General features: G+C 69.5%; 21 protein-coding genes. 9 read left to right on the forward strand and 12 right to left on the reverse strand.

The features are described from left to right. The first annotated feature begins 26 nt into the window (after nt 1–26). Together D7Y11_RS32835 and D7Y11_RS32840 are read left to right on the forward strand one after the other, a co-directional pair. On the forward strand, nt 27–692 hold the full coding sequence (locus D7Y11_RS32835; protein WP_120597935.1) for a hydrolase: 666 nt from the start codon (nt 27–29) through the stop codon (nt 690–692). A 103-nt stretch (nt 693–795) separates the two neighbouring features. After that, nucleotides 796–1,677 carry a helix-turn-helix domain-containing protein gene (locus tag D7Y11_RS32840; protein ID WP_126935662.1) on the forward strand — a complete coding sequence of 294 codons (882 nt, stop codon included), beginning with the start codon at nt 796–798 and terminating at the stop codon, nt 1,675–1,677. Here D7Y11_RS32840 and cml read toward each other — a convergent pair. The 4 genes from cml to D7Y11_RS32860 all read right to left on the reverse strand — a co-directional run bounded on the left by cml (nt 1,674) and on the right by D7Y11_RS32860 (nt 6,309). Further along, on the reverse strand, nt 1,674–2,861 hold the full coding sequence (gene cml, locus D7Y11_RS32845; protein ID WP_199753842.1) for a CmlA/FloR family chloramphenicol efflux MFS transporter: 1,188 nt from the start codon (nt 2,859–2,861) through the stop codon (nt 1,674–1,676). The genes D7Y11_RS32840 and cml overlap by 4 nt on opposite strands. Before the next feature lie 231 nt (nt 2,862–3,092). After that, entirely contained in the window at nt 3,093–4,079 is a 987-nt protein-coding gene (locus tag D7Y11_RS32850; protein WP_126935664.1) for a GNAT family N-acetyltransferase, read from the reverse strand. 71 nt (nt 4,080–4,150) lie between these two features. Continuing rightward, nucleotides 4,151–5,197, reverse strand: a complete 1,047-nt coding sequence (locus D7Y11_RS32855; RefSeq protein WP_120578911.1) for an acyltransferase — start codon at nt 5,195–5,197, stop codon at nt 4,151–4,153. A gap of 161 nt (nt 5,198–5,358) precedes the next feature. Next, a complete protein-coding gene (locus D7Y11_RS32860; protein WP_120578912.1) occupies nt 5,359–6,309 on the reverse strand; it encodes a GNAT family N-acetyltransferase in 951 nt (316 codons plus the stop codon). Nucleotides 6,310–6,554: 245 nt separating this feature from the next. Here D7Y11_RS32860 and D7Y11_RS32865 point away from each other — a divergent pair, with 245 nt between their 5' ends. Continuing rightward, the gene (locus D7Y11_RS32865) at nt 6,555–8,003 is read left to right on the forward strand and encodes a M20 family peptidase (RefSeq protein WP_120578913.1); all 1,449 of its coding nucleotides are present in this window, start codon (nt 6,555–6,557) and stop codon (nt 8,001–8,003) included. 10 nt (nt 8,004–8,013) lie between these two features. Here D7Y11_RS32865 and D7Y11_RS32870 read toward each other — a convergent pair whose 3' ends face one another. The 4 genes from D7Y11_RS32870 to D7Y11_RS32885 form a co-directional block, all read right to left on the reverse strand. After that, nucleotides 8,014–8,643, reverse strand: coding sequence for an HAD hydrolase-like protein (locus D7Y11_RS32870; RefSeq protein ID WP_126935665.1), 630 nt, complete (start codon nt 8,641–8,643; stop codon nt 8,014–8,016). A 5-nt stretch (nt 8,644–8,648) separates the two neighbouring features. After that, nucleotides 8,649–9,221, reverse strand: coding sequence for a tRNA-uridine aminocarboxypropyltransferase (locus tag D7Y11_RS32875; RefSeq protein ID WP_120578915.1), 573 nt, complete (start codon nt 9,219–9,221; stop codon nt 8,649–8,651). Nucleotides 9,222–9,277: 56 nt separating this feature from the next. Continuing rightward, a complete protein-coding gene (locus tag D7Y11_RS32880) occupies nt 9,278–12,085 on the reverse strand; it encodes a hypothetical protein (protein WP_126935666.1) in 2,808 nt (935 codons plus the stop codon). A gap of 144 nt (nt 12,086–12,229) precedes the next feature. After that, entirely contained in the window at nt 12,230–12,595 is a 366-nt protein-coding gene (locus D7Y11_RS32885; RefSeq protein WP_233597224.1) for a helix-turn-helix domain-containing protein, read from the reverse strand. Nucleotides 12,596–12,766: 171 nt separating this feature from the next. On the opposite strand from D7Y11_RS32885, the gene D7Y11_RS32890 reads away from it, so the two are divergent. Next, nucleotides 12,767–13,147: a DoxX family protein gene (locus D7Y11_RS32890; RefSeq protein ID WP_233607454.1), complete on the forward strand. Its 381-nt coding sequence runs from the start codon at nt 12,767–12,769 to the stop codon at nt 13,145–13,147. Here the strand turns inward: D7Y11_RS32890 and D7Y11_RS32895 are convergent. Continuing rightward, nucleotides 13,128–13,943: a metallophosphoesterase gene (locus D7Y11_RS32895; protein ID WP_233605200.1), complete on the reverse strand. Its 816-nt coding sequence runs from the start codon at nt 13,941–13,943 to the stop codon at nt 13,128–13,130. The two genes, D7Y11_RS32890 and D7Y11_RS32895, sit on opposite strands and share 20 nt — an antisense overlap. A 65-nt stretch (nt 13,944–14,008) precedes the next feature. Between D7Y11_RS32895 and D7Y11_RS32900 the strand changes: the two genes are divergently transcribed. Beyond that, nucleotides 14,009–14,776: a hypothetical protein gene (locus D7Y11_RS32900; RefSeq protein WP_120578919.1), complete on the forward strand. Its 768-nt coding sequence runs from the start codon at nt 14,009–14,011 to the stop codon at nt 14,774–14,776. Nucleotides 14,777–14,789: 13 nt separating this feature from the next. Here D7Y11_RS32900 and D7Y11_RS32905 read toward each other — a convergent pair whose 3' ends face one another. Together D7Y11_RS32905 and D7Y11_RS32910 are read right to left on the reverse strand one after the other, a co-directional pair. Further along, nucleotides 14,790–15,155: a cupin domain-containing protein gene (locus D7Y11_RS32905; protein ID WP_120578920.1), complete on the reverse strand. Its 366-nt coding sequence runs from the start codon at nt 15,153–15,155 to the stop codon at nt 14,790–14,792. Nucleotides 15,156–15,351: 196 nt separating this feature from the next. Beyond that, nucleotides 15,352–15,552, reverse strand: a complete 201-nt coding sequence (locus D7Y11_RS32910) for a cold-shock protein (protein WP_120563874.1) — start codon at nt 15,550–15,552, stop codon at nt 15,352–15,354. A gap of 357 nt (nt 15,553–15,909) precedes the next feature. On the opposite strand from D7Y11_RS32910, the gene D7Y11_RS32915 reads away from it, so the two are divergent. The 4 genes from D7Y11_RS32915 to D7Y11_RS32930 are packed head-to-tail and all read left to right on the forward strand — an operon-like array spanning nt 15,910 to nt 18,800. After that, nucleotides 15,910–16,443 (forward strand): periplasmic heavy metal sensor, encoded by a 534-nt coding sequence (locus tag D7Y11_RS32915; protein ID WP_120578921.1) that lies wholly within the window; start codon nt 15,910–15,912, stop codon nt 16,441–16,443. Nucleotides 16,444–16,479: 36 nt separating this feature from the next. Then, nucleotides 16,480–16,695 (forward strand): hypothetical protein, encoded by a 216-nt coding sequence (locus D7Y11_RS32920; protein ID WP_120578922.1) that lies wholly within the window; start codon nt 16,480–16,482, stop codon nt 16,693–16,695. A 15-nt stretch (nt 16,696–16,710) separates the two neighbouring features. After that, on the forward strand, nt 16,711–17,391 hold the full coding sequence (locus tag D7Y11_RS32925) for a response regulator transcription factor (protein ID WP_120578923.1): 681 nt from the start codon (nt 16,711–16,713) through the stop codon (nt 17,389–17,391). After that, nucleotides 17,391–18,800, forward strand: coding sequence for an ATP-binding protein (locus D7Y11_RS32930; protein ID WP_126935667.1), 1,410 nt, complete (start codon nt 17,391–17,393; stop codon nt 18,798–18,800). The genes D7Y11_RS32925 and D7Y11_RS32930 overlap by 1 nt, the downstream gene beginning before the upstream one ends. Before the next feature lie 123 nt (nt 18,801–18,923). On the opposite strand, the gene D7Y11_RS32935 is transcribed toward D7Y11_RS32930, so the two are convergent. Further along, nucleotides 18,924–19,757: a carboxypeptidase regulatory-like domain-containing protein gene (locus D7Y11_RS32935; RefSeq protein WP_172814610.1), complete on the reverse strand. Its 834-nt coding sequence runs from the start codon at nt 19,755–19,757 to the stop codon at nt 18,924–18,926. Nucleotides 19,758–19,930: the final 173 nt, after the last annotated feature.

The raw sequence follows: 19,930 nt of genomic DNA on the forward strand, positions 1-19,930 counted from the left end.
GTCCCCCACCCAGGAGTCTCCAGACCATGAGCACTTCCCCGACGCCCTCCCACCGGGGGCTCGAAGCCCTGCTGACGCCCCAGAACTCCGTGCTGGTGTTGATCGACCATCAGCCCTACCAGTTCGCCAACCTGCACAGCCATGAGCCGACGATGGTGGTCAACAACGTCGTCGGTCTGGCGAAGGCGGCGCGGGTCTACAAGGTGCCCACCATCCTCACCACCGTCATCGAGGAGCGCGGCGGCTACCTGATCAAGGGCCTGCAGGACGTGTTCCCCGAGCAGAAGCCCATCGACCGGACCTTCATCAACACCTGGGAGGACCGCCGCGTGGTGGACGCGGTGAAGAAGACGGACCGCAAGAAGCTGATCATCGCCGCGCTGTGGACGGAAATCTGCCTGGCCATGCCCGCCATCCAGGCCGCGGGCGAGGGCTATGACGTCTACGCCGTCACGGACGCCTCCGGTGGCGTCAGCCGCGAAGCGCATGACATGGCGGTGCGCCGCATGCAGATGGCGGGCGTGACGCCCATCACCTGGATGGCGGTGGCCGCCGAATGGCAGCGCGACTGGGCCCGCGAGGACAGCGCCACCGAGCTCGCCGGCGTGTTGTCCGAGCACGGCGGCGGCAGCGCCGTGGCCTTCGCCTGGGAGCTGCAGCTGCTGGCGGGCCGGCCCGGCCGGGGCGTCTGAAGGCACGGCGGGCCCGGTCCAGGGGGTGACTCACCTCCGGACTGCTGACATCGTCCTCCAGGGAAGTGGCTCCCCGCCGCCTGGGGAATGGGAGGACGATGTCGTGGAGACGCGCGCTGAACGGCTGAGCCCGCTGCCGGAGAACGTGGTGGATATCTCCGTCAGCCGGCGAAAATGGAATGGCATCTGCGTGGATGTGAATGCCACCCGCTGTTCGGGGCCGGCCGAGCATCCCCTGTGCCTGGAAAGCCATACACGCCTGAGCGCGTTGCTGGAGGAGGTTGGGGTGCCCTGCGAGCCGCGCCTGCGCGAAGGCCGGCCCTGCGCCATCGGTTACGTCCCCCGGCAGCTGAACCTCATCCCCGCCGGCATGCCACTGTGGGGCTACAGCGCCAATTCGCGCCTGGTGCGCGACGCCGTGCTCACGTTCGACTTGAAGGACCTGGGCGAGCGCCTGGGCCAACCGCTGAGCCCCACCGAGCTGGGTGCGCCGAGGCTGCGCTTCGTGGATGACCGGCTCTGGACGCTGATGCGGCTGCTGGCCGACGTGGTGGATGACGACGACCCCGCCACCCAGCTCTACGGCGATGGATTGACCGCCGCCCTCTTCGCCAGGCTGGGGTCGCGTCGTGGAGAACGTCCTTCAACACGCAAGGGCCTGGCACCGTGGCAGCTCCGGCGGGTGCTCGACTTCATGGAGTCGCGCCTGCCTGGACGGGTCGAGCTGTCGGAGCTGGCGGCGCTGGTGGACCTGTCCCAGGCGCACTTCAGCCGCGCCTTCAAGGCCTCCACGGGCGTGGCGCCCTATCAATGGCAACTGCGAGCCCGCCTCGAGCGCGCACAGGCGATGATGCTGAGCACGCCCGCGTCGCTGGAGCAGGTCGCCGAAGCGACGGGCTTCGCCGACGCGGTGCACTTCGGCAAGGCCTTCCGGCGGGCCCACGGCACCACCCCCGCGAGGTGGCGCCGGGACCGGAAGGGCTAGGCGCGCCTGAAGGATGCCAGGCAGCCCAACGTCACCCCCGCCATGAGCGAGGCGTAACCCACCAGCGGCCAGGCGGTGTCGCCGTCGAGCAGGACGACCATCAGGGTCCCCACGACGCCGACGACGAGGCTCTGGATGCAGAAGTGGAGCGCGACCGCTGTTCCCGCCACGGAGCCAAAGGCCTGGAGCGCGCCATTGGCGGTGACGGACGCGGCGAACACGATGCCCGCGGAGATGATCCACATGGGCGCGACGAACGTCCAGAAGGACGGCGCCGTGAGGAGCTGCCCGGCGGTGAGCAGCGCCGCGCCCAGCAGCAACAGGAGCATGCCGCGAGCAAGGCTGCCCGCCAGTCCCCAGCGGGCCACGAAGTGCTTCGCGAAGCGCGTCGTCACCATCATGGCGAGCGCGGCGGTGGCGAAGGCCAGGCTGAAGCCCAGCTCCGAGAAGCCCGCCCGTCCCATGAGCACCCGGGGCGCCGTGGAGAAGAACACGAAGAAGGAGCCCATCGCCGCGCTGAAGCCCAGCGTGTACGTCCAGAACGCGGCGCTGCGCAGGATGCGTGGGCCGGACACCTTCTGAATAGCCACGCCGGAGGGACGTGTTTCAGGCCAGCGAGGCAGGGCCTGGAGCAACGCCGCCGTCGCCAGGACTCCGAGCGTGACGAAGAGGGACCGCCATCCAAAGCGCCGTGAGAGCAGCGCCCCGGCGATGGGGCCCAATGCCGGAACGAAGGCCAGCATGGCGCTGAACAGGCTGTAGATGACCGCGCCTTCGGGCCGCTCCGCATAGACGTCCCGGACGGTGGCGAACGTCGCGACGAGCGCGGCGGAGGCCCCCATGGCTTGCAGGAGCCGGAACCCGACGAACATCGCGGCATCGGTGGTGCTCGCGAGCAGGAAGGAGGAGAGCGCGAAGACCCACGCGCCCCCCAGCAACACCCGGCGCCGTCCGATGCGGTCCGAGAGCGGGCCGAACACCAGTTGTCCGGCCCCGAGCATGGCCATGTAGAGGCTCAGCGTGAGTTGGATGATGGAGGCAGAGGTGCCGAGGACTCCGGTCATGGCCGGAACCACGGGCAGGTAGATGTCCATGGCCAGCGAGGCCAGGAGGTCGAAGGGGGCCATCAGCAACAGCGCTGCTGGCACGGAGAGATTCCACGACAGGGCTTTGGGGTCAGACATGAAGGCATCCGCGCAAATGAGGAACATCTGGCGGCGATCTGCCTCTCCACGGGGACCGGGATGAGCTGTGGCAGAGGGCCGCGGCAACGGTGAACGTGTCGCCGCGGCTCACTCATCTGCGGAACTGGCGTCCGACATCCGGCGGGCTCCTGGGTGTATCGGGTCCGGGCGGGACGAAAACACCGGGCCCTTCCTGACAGGGGGCGCGAAGACGGGAGGGCCCTCCCCTGTTCAGCCCCTCGGCGCGCGATACGCCGGGAAGAAGCCCGTGTCGTCTCGGCCCGCCGAAAGGCGCGCGTACACCGAGGGCTCGCAGATGATCTCGTGGGTGTGGAGGCGGGAGCTTGCGTTCGCGAAGCTCCGCTTGAACTGCTCGAGGCCGTCCCCCGGCCGCACGCCACCGCCCAGGTGCAATGGCAGTCCCATGCGGACACTGAGCGCCACCATGGCCTCGAAGACGGTGTTCTTGGTCGGAGAGCGCGACAGGTGCGCATCCGCCGTCCCGCCCAGGTAGTAGTGCAGCACGCCGTCGCTGGCGACCACCACCCCCGAGGAGGCGATGCAACGGTCCGGAGCACGCGTCGTCAGGAGCCAGGCCAGGGGCGAGGAGAACAGGTCCTCGAAGTACGCGTCGGAGAAGAAGTACCGGGCGTGCGCTTCGTCGCGGACCATGGTCTGCCGGTAGACCTCCTTGAAGCCCTCGCGCTCCTCGTGCGAGGCCTCGCGCGCCGGACCGCAGGTGCTCACGTAGCCCAGCCGCGTGTTGCGCCGCATCTGCCGGCGGGCCTCCGCCTGGAACTCGAGCGGACGCCGGGAGTCGATGAAGAACACCTCGTTGCGCTCCGTCCCGCCCGCGAAGCAGCGGGGCCCCGAGACGCGGTCGCGCACGAAGAGGCTCACGAGCCCGATGCCGGTCCAATCCACGGCGTCCTTCCAAACCTCGCTCAATCCATCCATCCGCCCGCCGGGAAAGCCATACGGGGAGATGGCGTCCTGGTAGGGCGTCCCCTCGATGGGCCGCACGAGGAGTGGCACCCGCAGCGCACGCCCGTCGCCGTCCTCGATGAGCAGTGTATGTGTCGCGCCCTCCGCCCGCAGGTGGTGCGCGGAGCGGAAGTAGTCCTCCGACAGGGTGGACATCCCCGCGTCAGGAATCAGGACCGCGCGGCAGGACTTCAGGCTCGGAGACGGCAGTCGCAAGGCTTCGGTGTGATTCATTCGAGCGCATCCTTTCCATGAGCGATGCAGGGCCCGCCGACTCCCTGCTCCAGCGCGGGGCGCGGAGGCCCTCAGGCGAGGCGTGGCGGAACCGCCGCCCGGACTCCTGCCTTCCGCCGCCACTGCCGGAAGGCACGCAACGCGGGCTGTTCGACTCCGTAGGTGATGACGATGGCCAGCACGAACCCGGCCACCAGCGCGACCGCGATGGCTGCCTCCGGGCGCCAGGCCGATGCCTCGAGCCGCCGGATGATGACGTAACCGATGTTCTGGTGGACCAGGTAGAACGGGTAGGAGATGAACCCCATGAAGAGCAGCGGGCGCCAGGTGAGCCAGCGCAGCCAGCCCTTGGACAACGCGTAGGCGAGGCCCAGCACCACCGGGAATACGAGGGCGGGAGCCTCACTCCCCACGAGCACCTCGTGAGCGAAGCTGACGGCGACCAGCACGAGCGCGGACGGACGGGAGACCTCGCCGCGGCTCTGCTTGAAGGCCAGCACGCCCAGCGCGAAGTACTGCAGGTGCGGTCGGCTCGCGAGCCGCGCCAGGAAGGTCACGCCCAGGGACTGGGCCGCCAGCTCCGCCAGGGTCTGCAACACGACGAGCACGATGAAGATGGGGATGATCCTGGGCAGCGTCCGCGTGTACGCGAGCACGAACATCAGCAGGTAGAACGACAGCTCGATGGTCAGCGTCCAATACACGGTGTCGACGTGCGGGACGCGGAGGAACTCGTGAAACATGGTCAGGTTGACCAGGGCCGTCTGGAGGCTGAATTCACGCTCCGGCAGCCCGAACAGCGTCACCCCCGTGAAGGTGAGCGCGACGGCCGTCCAATAGGACGGGTAGAGCCGGGCCGCGCGGCTCCACACGAAGTCCCGGGCCCGTTCCACGCGCTCCAGCGACATCAGGATGACGAAGCCGCTGATGGCGAAGAAGAGCTGGACGCCATACTTCCCGAAGCGCATCTCCCAGAGCGGAACCGTGTGTCCGTAGAGGTCGCTGTATTCCGCCGTGAAGTGATACAGCGCGACCGCCAGCGCCGCGAAACCCCGGAGCGCGTCCAGTTCCATCAGACGCGGTGGGTTCGTCTCCGGAGCGGCAGGAATGCGTGTCATCCGGGTTCACCCTTCCTGGGACTCTCCGGCCAGCCTTCGGAGCAGGTCCAACGGTAGGTGTCTCACGGTATTCTCACCATGCGCCCTTGGGTCGCGGACATGTGTCACGTCTTCCGCAGGCGCCTGCCCTCGTGTCAGAGGGCAGGGATGCGACCTGTCACTCAATTCCGGGGCGCGCGATACGCAGGGAAGAAGCCCGTGTCGTCACGGCCTTCCGACAGGCGGGCATACACCGCCGGGTCGCAGATCAACTCATGGGTGTGGAGGCGTGAGCTCGCGTTGGACAGGCTCCGTTTGAATTGCTCGAGGCTGTCCCCCGGCTGGACGCCTCCGCCCAGATGGAGCGTCACGCCGAGTTGCGAGCAGAGTTCCACCAGCGTTCCAAAGACATTCTTCGCCGGCGAGCGCGACAGGTGCGCATCCGCGGTTCCGCCCAGGTAGTAGTGCAGCATGCCGTCGCTGCTGACACACAGCGCGGCGGAGGCCACGCCCCCCTCCGGTGCATGCGTCGTCACCAGCCAGGCCCACGGCGACGAGAACAGCTGCTCGAAATAGGCGTCGGAGAAGAAGTACCGGGGGTTCGCGCCTTCGCGAACCATGGTCTGCCGGTAGGCCAACTGGAATCCCTCCCGGTCCTTGCGCGACGCCTCGCGCGCCTCACTCGCGGTGCTCACGAAGCCCAGCCGGAGGTTGCGCCGGATGTGCCGGTAATGCATCTCCCGGAACGCCACCGGCAGGCGCGGGTCGATGAAGAACACCTCGTTGCGCTCCGTCCCGCCCGCGAAGCACCGGGGCCCCGAGACGCGGTCGCGTACGAAGATGCTGACGAGCTCCGTCCCCGTCCAATCCACCGCATCCTTCGACACCTCCCGGAGCCCGGCCAGCGCGCCGCCGGGAAAGCCATACGGGGAGATGGCATCGCGGTAGGGCGTCCCCTCGATGGGCCGCACGATGAGCGGCACCCGCTGCGCGTTCCCCCTGCCGTCCTCGAGGACCAGCGTATGCGTCACCTGTTCGGCTCGCAGATGGTGCGCGGAACGGAAGTAGTCCTCCGACACCGCCAACGCCCCCTGATCAGGGACGAGCACGGCCCTCATTCGCAGCATCCGCATGGCTGTGCCCCCCGCCTCCTGTGTCATCACGACTGTATTTCGATTTGTTACTGGCTTTCGCGTTGCAGGCTAGCCTTCCAGCCCCTGCGCTGGAGCCACCCGCCGGGGCCCCCCCGATGTTGGAATCCGGCCGGAGAGGCCCCAGGGCCTCGCCCTGGGGTCGCGGTGTCTGGCTTCGCCGCCGGGAGTGCTGCGCCGCGCCTGCTGCTAGGCTCGGTGGCGACCTCTCCGGGAACTCCCAACCGATGAAGCGCGTCCTCCTCGTCCTGCTGGTCCTCGTCCTGCTTCTCGGGGGCGTCCTCGTCGTCCGCACGCTGCGCTTCGGTTCACGGCAGGTGACCGCCGAGCCCGCCGAGCCCTTCACGGTGGATGCCGCCGCGGCAGCGAGTCGCCTCGCGGAGGCACTGCGCCACCGCACCATCGCCTCCTCCGACGGAATGAGGGCGGAGGACGCCGCCTTCCAGGCGCTGCATGACGGGTTCGTGGCGCGGTTTCCCCGCATGCACGCGGAGCTCGCGCATGAGGCCGTGGGCGCGCATGCGCACCTCTACACCTGGAAGGGTTCGGAGCCCGGCCTTCAACCCGTGCTGCTGATGGGCCACCTGGACGTGGTGCCCGCGGAGGCGGAGGCCACCTGGAGCCACCCGCCCTTCGGTGGCGTCGTGGCGGATGGCTATGTGTACGGACGCGGGACGCTGGACGACAAGGGCAGCGTGCTGGCCATCCTGGAAGCCGTGGAGGGCCTGCTCGCCGAGGGCTACCGCCCCCGCCGCACGGTGATGCTCGCGTTCGGCGCGGACGAGGAGGTGGGCGGGCATGACGGTGCCGCTCGCGTGGCCGCGCTGCTGCGCGAGCGGGGCGTGCGCCTGGAGTCGGTGCTGGACGAGGGTGGCCCCATTGGCGTGGGGCTCGTGCCCGGCGTGGCCGCGCCGGTGGCGCTGGTGGGCGTGGCGGAGAAGGGCTCGGCGCGCGTGGAGTTGGTGGTGCGGAGCGCGGGCGGACACGCGTCCATGCCGCCCCCGCAGACCGCAGCGAACACCCTGGCCCGGGCGCTCGTGCGGCTGGAGGAGAACCCGTTCAAGCCCGAGCTGCGCGGCGGGACGCGGGCGCTCTTCGAGTACGTGGGGCCGGAGATGAACTTCGGCATGCGCCTGCTCTTCGCCAACACCTGGCTCTTCGCGCCCGTCATCGAGCGGCGGATGTCCGCGGCTCCCTCCACGAACGCCAGCATCCGCACCACCTTCGCGGCCACCATGCTCGAAGGCAGCCCCAAGCCCAACGTGCTGCCCTCACAGGCGAGAGCGGTGCTCAACGTCCGCCTGCTGCCGGGCGACAGCCTGGAGGACGTGCGCACCCACGTGCGCAAGGTGGTGGAGGACGAGCGGGTGGAGCTGACCGCCGAGGGCGACGAGGCCTCGCCGGTGTCACGCATGGACACGGAAGGCTGGGGGCAGTTGCAGCGCAGCATCCGGCAGGTGTTCCCGGACGTGCTGGTGGCGCCCTTCCTCACCGTGGCGGCCACGGACGCGCGCTACTTCCATCCCCTGAGCGACAGCGTGTATCGCTTCGTGCCGGTACGGATGAACCGCGAGGACCTCACCCGGATGCACGGCCGCGACGAACGGCTCTCCGTGGAGGAGCACGCCGCCGCCATCCGGTTCTATGCGCAGTATCTGCGCAACAGCACGCGCTGACAGGGCACGCCTACGCCGCGACGAATGGCAGCAGTTCGTCGAGGCGGGTGAAGACGACGGTGGGCGCGCGTGAGCGCAGCAGCGCCTCCGTCGCGTAGCCCCACGTCACCGCGGCGGTGGCGATGCCCTCGGCCGCCGCGGCCTCGATGTCGCGCACCTCGTCGCCCACGGAGAGGGCCTCACCAGGACGCACTCCCGCGGCCTTCAGCACCTTCCGGAACTTCGTCCGCTTGCCGAAGAGGCCCGCGCCGCAGGCGTAGTAACGGATGCGCGCGGACGCCACCGGCCCCAGCACGCGCCGCACGTTCTCCTCCGCGTTGGAGCTCACCACGGCCAGGGTGATGCCCCGTGCCTCCAGTTGCTCCAGCATCGCCTCCACGCCCGGGAAGGTCGGGATGCGGTGCGCGTCACGCGCGACGAGCTTGCGCATGTGGGCGGCGATGAAGGGCATCTTCCACATGGGCACGCCGAGCTGCGCGATGATGGCCCGGGTGTCCTGCCCGCGCAGCGCCTCCAGCTCCTCCTCGCTGACGGTGCGGAAGCCATAGCGCCGGGCCACGTCGTTGAAGATGCCGCGCAGCCAATCCGCGCTGTCCGCGAGCGTCCCGTCGAAGTCGAAGATGATCAGCCGGTATCCCATGGGACTCAGTTCAGGGTCCCACAGTCGGCGATGCGCTGCACCCGGAGCGCCGCCAGCCTCACCAACGGCGCCGCCACCTCGGGTCCTTCCAGCAAGGCCACCGCGCGGGCCACGGCGTCCAGGGTGGACATCCCCGCGGGGTGCGAGGGTTCGCGAAGCCGGAGCAGGCCGGGCTCCGGCGGAGGCAGCACCAGCCGGGGCAGTGCCCGCAACTCAGGGAGCCGCTGGGTCATCCTCCGCGCCTGCGACCAGTTCGCGTCCAACACCACCACCTGCCTGGGAGGAGGCGCGTCCGGCGGCGCGGTGGGACCGTCTGGGAAGAGCAACCAGGTCCCCGGTTCGGAGAGGACCTCGATGTCGAGGGTCCCCGCCATCGAGCCGTGGATGAGCAGCTTCGCGTTCGCGAGGGCGAGCGCGGCCACGCCCCCGGTGTTGCTCCGCTTCGACACCTCCATCACGTGCTGGAGGAAGACGAAGCGGGTCCGGGTCTCCACCTGCGGAACCTCCGTGCACAGGCACAGGTGTTTCGCCAGGTTGCAACGCGAACAGCGAGGTGGACGGGCAGCACGGGGAGGCATCCTCCCGTCATCCTGTGCCCGTCCCCTCGCGAAGAAAAGCACTCGTTGAGAGCGCTTCAGCCCCCCTGCGTGCGGCACCATGCGATTCGCGTCGCGGCCAGCGCACGGGGTGAGTCCACCGTCACGGTGTCCGTCCCCGAGGGCACGGCCGCCAGCTCCGTCAGCGGCGCTTCGAGCGCGGTGACCGCCTGGGTCTCGGCGCTGCCTGCCTTCGCCAGGAAGGGGAGCCGCACCGTGAGCTGGGTGGCCTGGCTGCCCCGCTTCTCGGTGCGCACCACCAGGCTGCTCGGAATCGCACCGCTCGTCGTGCCACAGCTGGAGGAGCCCCCCGCCGCTCCCGGCGCCTGAACCCGCGCCACGCGAATCATCACGTCCTCCGACTCCACCGGCGTCCCGGCGTTCGTCGCCGTCACCTGTCCCAGCGAGCCCGTCTCCGCCAGCGCGCCCCCCTGCCCTTCCTGTCCACCGGAGATGAAGCGGGCCTCCAGCGGGGTGGTGACCGACAGGGCGTCCTTCAGGGGCGTGCCGAGCCGGGGCGTGCCATTGACAGACAGCGGGGGCGCCACGACGTACTCCTGCTCATGCCAGCCGAAGTCGCTGCCAGACGCGCCCCGGCCGCCCGCGGGGGTGTTGCGGAGCACGACGCCGAGCAGGGCGCCCTCTTCGTCCAGCGTCCAGGCCGGGATGCCCTGATGGTAGATGCCTCCCACCGGCTGGCTGCCCTGCTGGATGCAGGGAATCACGTAGTCATGCGTGGCGACGAAGGTCGGACCGGGCCAGTTGGGCACGGGCAGGACGTCCTGCTGGTAGTGCGGCGTGCCGTAGCTGAGCGTCGTGGGCGCCGTCCCGCTCGGGTTCACCATGGGGAACGCCACCGCGACCGACATGCCAGAAGGCGAGGCACCCGTGAGCTTCATCCGGAGGAAGCGCTCGCCCACCACCAGCGAGTACTCCAGCGTGAACCTGTGGCCGCTGTTCTGCTCCGTCACCTCCGCCTGCAAGCGATAACGGTACGGTCCCTGCTCCAGCCACCGCGCGTCTCCTCCCACGAACTTCGCGGACCCGTCCCTGCTGAACTTGCCATAGGCAGGCGGATTGGTGGAGGCATACGGCTCATTGCCGAACTGATAGATGTTGCCAGTGTCGGTGTAGAACCGCAGATGATTGCCCACGCGTTTGGAGGCGAAGAGGCTGCGAGTCACGCCGTCCACTCCATACGAGAACTGGCTGATGCCCCACCCGTGCTCCTTGGAGAGGGTCACGCTGATCAAGTCGTTCTCGAGGGTCGCCGTGCCGCTCACGGACGGCTGCGCAATCACGATGGGCCCCGGCGGGGGCAGGGTGGAGAGGTAGACCGTCTCGTATCCCGCGCTGGGGGGCGCCGCCATGAAGAGGAGGTTCCCGTTCGCGGCCCGCTGGATGGGCAGCAAGCCGTCACGGGTCCGCACGCTCTTCACGGCGTGGAAGCGCAGGTCCGCCGGTGGAGGGGTCAGCTCCGCCAGCAGCCCGTGGACCCGCTCGAACCCGAGCGTGTTGCACACGACGACAGGGAGCTCCTGGGACTGAGGCTTCGCGGAGATGCCCTGCGCGAGCAGCTCCATCCCCTGGTCCAGGGCGGCCCTCGCCACCGAGACGCCCTGCCGGCTCAGCGGCAGCTGCTCGCCGTAATACACGTTGTCCGGAGACGTGCCCGTCACGAAGTCGTGATGGGAGCTGGGGGCCAGGACCTCCCAGCCATTCCAGACGGTGGAGTCGAACGCGTCCAGCGAAGAGGTGGCGTAGCTGCTGCTGGTGCGAAGCAGCGCGCCGATGACCTCCGCGGACATCAGCGCGCGCACCGCCGCGTACTGGTTCCGCTTCAGCGCGGGGCGGCTGGCGAAGTAACCCGTCCAGTAGTTCTGCGCGTTGAGCGGTGCGTTCACGGGGAGCGAGGCGCCGCTTTGCAGGACGGCGTCCATGTATGTCTTGAACGTCCCCGTTGTTCCCTTGACGCCATTGCTGTTGCCATTGCTGGTGTTGTAGCCGTGGGTCACGTTCAACCAGCTCAACACCTCGCCTGACGGGGAGGTGACTGAGGGCGTGGCGAAGTCGATGCCCACGGGAATGAAGCGGAGGCCGTTGGGCCAGCCCGAGCCGTACTGGTTGACGAACTGGTTCACCGTCTGGGCATTGCTGGAGATGTCGTCCGCGTCCAGGTAGCCCACGGTGCCGTAGGTGTTGGGCATGAAGAGCGTGGTGATGCGAGAGCCGTCCCCTGCCTGCCAGTGGAAGACCAGGCCGTGGGTGTTCAACTGCGACGCGATGGAGGGGCCCACGGGGTCGATGGGCGCGGCCCCCGGCGACCCCTGGGGCGAGCCGGGCACGCGGGAGAGCCCGGCCGTGGTGAGGCCCATGGCGTTCAGCACCACCGGCAGCTGGGGGTCATGCCCGAAGTCATCCGGGAGCCACGCCGAGTCGTACAGGTTGGCCTCGAGCCCGGCCTGCTTCGCCCAGGTGCGTCCCACCAGGTAGTTGCGGATGAAGAGTTCGCCCGCGCAGACGAGGTTGTCCGGCGACGTGATGCCACCGCCCATCAGGCAGAAGTCGTCACCCGCCGCCGCGAAGACCGTGATGCCTGCCGGGTTGTCCCGCGCATAGCGTTGCAGGAAGCCCACCTCCGTCACGGAGAAGGTGAAGCCGATCCGCCGGGAGAAGAGCGACACTGCGGCGTTGAAGATGTTCTGGACCGTGTCGCGTCCGGAGCTGGAGCCCGTCGCCTGGCTGTTGGAGGCGTAGTACTGGTCGAACGTGTAGACCCAATCCCAGTCAATGTGCGTCGTCGGGCAGATGAGGATGCCCTGGGTGAAAGGCGTCTTGGAGGTCATGAGCGCTTTTCCGATGCGAGGGGGAACGCCCAGCCCCTACGCAATTCGGATGCCACGCTGCGCTCGCCCCTGGAGGGCCGGGGGCCAGCCCTGGCGCCGCGTCACCTCAGCAAGCGGCTGCGTCAGCACGGAACGCGACACCGCTCATTTCGCCCTGGCGGTGCGTGCGAAGGCCTCTCGGGAGCGTTCAATCTCCGGCCGGTGTCGCTGCGCCCACATCGCGAGCACGGACACCGGTTCGAGCAGCGTGCGCCCCAGCTTCGTGAGCGCGTAGTCCACGCTCGGCGGCGTCGTCGGGTGCACGGTGCGCGTCAGCAGTCCGTCCCGCTCCAGGTTGCGCAGCGTGAGGGTCAGCATGCGCTGGGAGATGCCCTCGATGGCGCGCTTGAGCTCGCTGAAGCGCACGGGGCCTTCGCCCAGGTTGACGATGACCATCACGCTCCACTTGTCCCCGACGAGGCTGAGGATTTCGCGCGTCGCGACGCAGTCGTCGTCATAGCGCCCGGTCATCTTTCCGTACCCTGGTGACTTCAATGTGCCTCCTTGTCCGGCCTGTGCACGGTATGCCAGAGAGACGTGGTCATCATCCGTAACCAGGCACATGGAAGTAACCCCGGAGCCACGATGGATACGCTCTCCCCTCCCGTTGGCGTTTCAGCGAAGCCGTCCAAAGCCCTTCACATGGGCCTGTGGGTCGTCCAGGCGCTGCTGGGCATCACCTTCGTCGGCTCGGGCATCTGGAAGGCGCTCACGCCCCTGCCGGAGCTCGCCGCGATGATTCCGTGGGCGGGTCAGGTGTCGCCTGCGTTCCTGTACTTCATCGTCGCGGTCGACCTGGCGGGCGGGATGGGCGTCGTCCTGCCCTCGCTCACGCGGGTGAAACCGGGCCTGACGGTCCTGGCGGCCCTGGGCTGCGCGTTGCTCCAGGTCAGCGCCATCGTCTTCCACTTCTCTCGCGGCGAGGCGGCGAACACGCCCTTCAACTTCTTCCTGGTCGCGCTGTCGCTCTTCGTCTTCTGGGGGCGCAGGACGCGCGCTCCCATCAAGCCCCGGCACGCCTGAGAATCACCGCGCGCGCATCCACGTTGAGGACCTGGGTCCCGCTCGCGAGCGTGACGAGCGGCACGTCCCAATGACAGTGGCCGCAGATGACGAGGAGCCTGCTCCAGGGCTCCACCGCCTCCCGGATGATGGCGTTGCCTCGCAGCCCCGTTCCCGGGGCGTCCGGGCCCTCGTGGAGGACGAGCACCTGCGGCTCCTGGAGCAGCACCTCTTCAATCCGTTCCAGTTGGGCGGATTGCTCGCGCCGGTTGAGCTTGTCCGGGCGCCCGATGATGTAGCTCACCCCGCCCACCGCGAGTCCGTCCTGCGCGACGACTTCGCCATCCAGCAGCTTCTGCCTGGGTTGGCGGAAGAAGCGCTCGCGCTCCCCGGTACCGCCGAACGTGTCGTGATTTCCCGCCACGCCAACGACCCAACGGAAGTACCTGGCGAAGGCAGTCCAGACGCTCCGCACGTCGCCGGAGGCGCCCCGTTCATCCGCGGTGTCGTTAGAGAAGAGGTCTCCCGCCAGGATGATGCCGGTGCGGTTCGCGGGAGGGAGGCCGCCCGCCTTGCACATCATCGCCAGCTCGTCGGCCACGACCTCTCCCAGGAGCGCCGCCGCCCCGCCCTTCACGGCATGAGGCGCCATCCCCTGGAGGTCCGAGAGCGCGATGACCGCGTCCAGGTCCCTGGGAAGGGCGTCCACCTGTCCGCACAGCAAGGGGAGTCGTTCCGCACGGGTGCCTCCGCGCGGCGACGCGTTCAGGTACCACCACTCATGAAGGGGCTTCTCTTCGACGGACAGGATTCTCATGCGCCCCCCGGACGGAGCCTGCCCGTGGGGCTGACAATGCCGGGAGGACGCGAGAGCATTCTGGGATGACCTCACGGTTTTCCCTCGCGGTCGCCCTCGTGCTGGGTGCGGCCGGATGCGCTGGCGTCCAGCAGGCACCTTCCGCTGCTCCTGTCGGCACCGTCCGCTTCACCACGCAGGCGCACTTCAATGATTGCGACATCGTGGCGACCGCGCGCCCCCTGGCGGACGCCCAGTCCGTGGATTGCGGCGAAGCCCGAAGCTACGAGGACCGGCTGAAAATGCGCGCCTGCGTCGAGGCAGCTGACGCGGCTGGCAAGCCCTTCATCGCCATCTTCCACCTGCCAGGCATCGACTCCGCCATTTCCCAGGCCCTGCTCCGCTCCGCGAACGGAGAGCACCTTCAGCTCTGGTACGACAGCGACCCGAGCGGAGGCAACGGCCGCTTCCAGTCACGCGTCCATCGAAGGGTCTGCGAGCGCTTCGTACCGGATCCGGACAGTGAGGCGGACTTGCGCTGCGAGTCGCAAACCGTTGGAGCCACCGTGTGCCTTGGCACGGAGTACGCCCTGGGGGCCCTTCAGTCCGCCGCAGGCCTGCTGTGCATGCCTGACGAGACGTACGCCCCAGGCATCTTCGACTGCGGCTCATGCGAGGACGCCCGCTCCCCGGTGCTCCCTGGCTACAAGCCAGTCCCCGCGGGCACCTTGCTTGTGTGCAAGGCGAATTCTCCCCAGGCCTTTACCTGCTCCTCCACCTCGGAGATGGACGATGCAGTGGGCGTGCTCACTGAACGGGAACCGCCCCCGGTGGCACCGAAGGGCGGTCCCTGAGCTCAACGGTTCGTCACGCCTTGGCGCCCTTCGGGGCCTCGTGCTCGTCGCGGCCGTGGACGGAGGAGACGGGGCTCGTGGCTTCCACGGCGGAGAAGGTCTCCAGGACCTTGTAGGTGTGGCTGGCCCCGCGCGGCACGAGCCAGGAGTCGCCGGGGTTCAGCAGGATGACCTGCCCCTCCAGGTGCAGCTCCGCGCGGCCCTTGAGCACGAAGCCCACGGTCTCGTAGTCGCGCGTGCTGGCGGGCTTGGCCTCGGCGGGCGGCTCGTCCTCCCACAACCGCATGGCCACACGGACGCCGGATGCGAGGTACTTCTGGCCCATCTCCCCCTTGGGGGAATGGCGGCTTTCGACCTTCTTCACGCTGGTGTCGCCCATGTTCGCCTCTCCTTGGGGGGCGGCGTCCGGCGCCGCGCTCCTCCTGGGAGAAGGTAGGGAAGACCCCGGACCGTGGCGGGCCGCGTCGCGGTGGTCGCCCGCCTGCCCTGCGTCCGGAAAGACGAAAGCCCAGCCTCCTCGGGGAGACTGGGCTTCGAGGACTCACCTCAAGGGGTGAGTCGACGGTTCAGCTCGCTTACCCGGCGCGAACGTTCTGCGCCTGCAGGCCCTTGGGGCCCTTGGTGACTTCGAACTCCACCTTCTGGCCCTCGGCCAGGGTGCGGAAGCCATCCATGTTGATCGCAGTGTGGTGGCAGAAAACGTCTTCGCCATTGTCCTGCGCGATGAAACCAAAGCCCTTCGCGTCGTTGAACCACTTCACGGTACCAGAAGCCATTGTGAGTCTCTTCTCTTTCTCTGCTCTGAACAGGTGGGAGGCTCGCGCCTTCCACCGGTGCCGGAACGAACACCGCCCCGGCACGCCGGGTACTCTACCCACTTCCGGCGCGAACACCACTCCTGAGGGTGGAATCCTGCCGGCAGTCGTCCTGCATCCGACACAGCGGCTGCAGTCGAGGCCCGGCTTTGGAACATCCCATGCCCCACCGGGCATTCCGGACACCCCTCCGAAAGCCCTTCACACTTCTTCACCGCCGCCGGGCGTGGGCTTCACACCCGCCCTCTACCTTGAGCTCCGTCAGAAACGACACGGGCCCGCCGATCCGGCGCTCGCCTGCTTCCTGGAGCCAAGACCATGTTCGGATTCATCTTCGGTACCGCCTGCCTCGCCGGTCTCTTCGCCACCCTGCGCCGGGGGCGCTACGGACACCACCACCACGGCCGCGGAGGCCGGTTTGGCATGCGCCCCCGGCTGCGCTGGCTCTTCGAGCGGCTGGAGACGTCTCCCGGCCAGGAGAAGGTCATCGTGAAGGCCGTGGAAAACGTGCGCGAGGCCTTCGCCAAGGTGAAGGACCAGTGGGGCCCCAGCCGCACGTCGCTCGCGGGCTCGCTGCGCGGGGAGCACTTCGACGGCGCCATGCTGCGCGAGCTGTTCACCCGCCACGACGTGGCGCTGGAGACGCTGCGCAACGCCGTGCAGGACGCCCTGTCCCAGGTGCACGAGGCGCTGGAGCCCAACCAGCGCCGCGAGCTCGCGGACATCATCGAGCACGGCTGGGGCTACGGATGGCGCGGCGAGGGCCGGGGCTGGCACGGGCGGCGCTGCGGCGGGTACGGCCGGTGGGGTGGCCGCCCCCACAACGATGACGGCCCCGCGTCCTTCGTCTGAAACCACCCTTCCCTGTCCCCTGCCTGGAGATTGCCCATGCGCCACCGTCTGCTCGTCGTCCTCCTCGCCGCGGGTGCCATCGGAGGCTATGCCTCCGGCTTCGCGAGCATTGCCCGCCACCACCGCGCCGCCTGCCACCGGGGTGACTGGGGTGGCCCCAGCTACCGAAACGGGATGCCGCCCTACTGGGACTGGCATGCCCCCAGGCCCCAGGGCGCACCGGGCCCGGCCGACGCACCGGGAGCGCGTTAGGATTCGCCCCCGCCCATGCCCACCCGCGTCCTGCTCATCGATGACGACACCCGGATGTTCGAGTTGCTCGCGGAGTACCTCGGGCAGAACGGCATCACCGTCAGCCACGCGCCCGACGGTGGCCGCGGGCTGGCGGCGCTGGAGGCCAACGCCTACGACGCCGTGCTCCTGGACGTGATGATGCCGGGCATGGACGGCCTGGAGGTGTGCAAGCGCATCCGGGCCAAGAGCCGCATCCCGGTGCTGATGCTCACCGCCAAGGGCGACGAGACGGACCGCGTGGTGGGCCTGGAGCTGGGCGCGGACGACTACCTGCCCAAGCCCTTCGGACCGCGCGAGTTGCTCGCCCGCCTGCGCGCGGTGCTGCGGCGGGCGCAGCCGGCGGCGGTGGCGGACCGGCTCGAGTCGAGCGGGGTCTCCATCGACGTGTCCGGGCGCGAGGTGAAGGTGGAGGGGCGCGCGGTGGAGCTGACGGGCCTGGAGTTCGACCTGCTGCTCGCGCTGGTGCGCAGGGCGGGCCGGGTGATTCCCCGCGACGCGCTGCTGGGCGAGGCGGGCCGCAGCGACACGGTGGTGAGCGAGCGCACGGTGGACGTGCACATCTCCCACCTGCGCCAGAAGCTGGGGGACGTGGGCACACGCCTCATCAAGACGGTGCGCGGCGTGGGCTACGTGTTCGCCAAGGAGGGCGCCTGATGGGCTGGGGCCATCACCACTGGCCTCCCAAGCGGGAGGACTGCGGGCCGGAGCTGCACCGGAGGTTCGGCCGCCACGCCCAGGCCCATGCCCGCCGCCGGCGCATGTTCCACCTGGGCCGGCTGGGCTCCTACGTACAGGCGCGGCTGCGGCGGCGGCTGTTCGTCATGTTCGGGCTCACCATCCTGGTGACGGTGCTCGTGGTGTCGTGGGTGATGAACCTGACGGGCGGCAACAGCTGGCGGCAGGAGACGGACCGCATCCGCGCGTTCGTGGGCCACCAGTTCGCGGAGGTGTGGGACGCGCCCGCCGAGCGCGACGCCCTGATGCGGAGCATCTCCGACGACCTGGACGTGGACGTCGTGCTGACGGACCTGTCCGGCGCGGTGGTGGCGACGGGCGGCTCCCCGTGCTCGAAGCCGGACGCGACCCTCCCGGTGATGCGGCAGGACACGCAGCTGGGTTCGTTGCAGGCCTGCTACCTGCAGACCCGCTCGCGGGGCCCCTGGCGCGCCGTGCTGCCGCTGGGCATCGCGGTGCTGGTGCTGTGGACGGCGGCGGGCGGTATCTCGTTCCGGCTGGCGCGGCCGGTGGACACGCTGGTGAAGGCCACGCAGGAGCTGGGCGAGGGCCGCCTGGGCGCTCGGGCGAGCCTGGACCGCCACACCACCGGCGAGTTCGCGGTGCTCGCCGAGTCCTTCAACGACATGGCGGCGCGCATCGAGAAGCAGATGGCGGACCAACGCGAGCTGCTGGCGGCGGTGTCGCACGAGCTGCGCACGCCGCTGGCGCGGCTGCGCGTGCTGACGGAGCTGCTGCGCGACGGCAGCGGCAACCCGCGCACGTTGGACCAGGTGGACCGCGAGGTCGTGGAACTGGACGCGCTGGTGGGCGAGCTGCTCGCCAGCTCCCGCCTGGACTTCGGACAGCTCACGCCCAAGGCGCTGGAGGCGGGCGTGCTCGCTGCGCAGGCGCTGGAGCGCGTGGGGCTGTCCGCGACGCTGCTCCAGCCGGAGACCGACGACGTGGCGCTGATGGCGGACGCAACGCTGCTGGGCCGGGCGCTGGTGAACCTGCTCGACAACGCGCGCAAGCACGGCGTGGGCGTGGAGGCACTGCGCATCCAGGAGCACGGGAAGGAGCACCTCGCCTTCAGCGTGGAGGACCGGGGCCCGGGGCTTCTGCCTGGCGAGGAGAAGCGCATCTTCCAGCCGTTCTACCGGAAGGACCGGGGCGGCGAGGCTCGCGAGGCCGGCTCGCTGGGGCTGGGGCTCGCGCTGGTGCAGCGCATCGCCAAGGCCCACGGCGGTGAGACCTTCGCGGAGAACCGGCCCGCTGGCGGCGCGCGCGTGGGCTTCACGGTGCGCAAGGCCGGGCCGCCGGGTCCGGTGTCGAGCACGCTGGCCTAGCGGCGGTGAACCGCGCGCGTTCCGCGTGCCCCATGCAAGGCGGGGGCATGGGAGGCTCCGTCGCGAAGCCCTCCGCCGGGTCCAGGGACCGCGCGGAGGCGCCGTCCCCGGTCCCCTTGCGGACTACTGCTTCGCCTGCGCGTCCGTCGCGGCGAAGGAGAACGTCGCCTCCGCGGGCGCGCCGTCCTTCACGGTGACTTCCGCCGTCTTCGTGCCCAGCGTCTCGTGCCACGCCTCCAGCGTGTACGTGCCCGCGGGCAGGCCCGTCAGCGTGAAGGAGCCGTCCGCGGCGGTGGTGGCGAAGTACGGGTTGGGGTTGCTCACCACGTAGGCCGTCATCCACGGGTGCACGTCGCACTTGAGGCGCAGCACCTCCGCGTCCGTGGGCATCGGCTTCTGCACCGGCGCTCCGGAGGGCGGCTGCGCCACGTTGAACAGGGGCTTGGTGCCCACCACGCCGCGCACGTTGTGCAGCGTGCCGTCGCTGTTCTTGAACACCACCTGCTGGCCCGCCACCGCACCCTGCACGCGAGGCACGTAGGTGCACTTCGACTGGTCCACCTCCACCGGCGTGGACGGCGCCGCGGGCGCACCCGCGACCGGCCCCTTCACGCGCACGAGCACGTTCTGGAGCTTGCCGTCCTTCACCAGCACGGACTGCTCCTTCTCCGGCCGTCCGTCACACGCGGGGTCGACGCTGGGCGCCAGCTCCGCCATCACCGGCGGCGTGCCGGTGAACGACACCGTGCCCTTCACCACGCCGTTGCCCGCGGGCACCGCCGGGGCCGCCGCCTCGCCCGCACCCGCTCCCGCCGTGGGAGCCGGAGGCACGGCCTGCTGCGTGGGGGCCGCCGGACGCTCGGCGGGGGACGTGGGCGCCTCCTCCTTCTTGCACGCGGGCAGGGCCAAGAGCCCCGCGACACCGACCATCGACAAGCCAAGCAGACGCAGCTTCATGAGGCGGTCTCCTCTGGAGGATATTTCGTGATGCGGTGCCCGCCGTCGTAGTGGAAGGCACCGGGCAAGTCCATCGACACACGGCGCACGGCTACTCGCGGCGGCTCACGCTGAACGCGGCCAGACCCACGAACACCGCCGCGAACGCCAGCAACGCGGGCACCTCCCACCCC

Origin of the sequence: Corallococcus sp. AB018 (assembly GCF_003986945.1) — a bacterium.
In the GTDB taxonomy this organism is placed as follows: domain Bacteria; phylum Myxococcota; class Myxococcia; order Myxococcales; family Myxococcaceae; genus Corallococcus; species Corallococcus exiguus.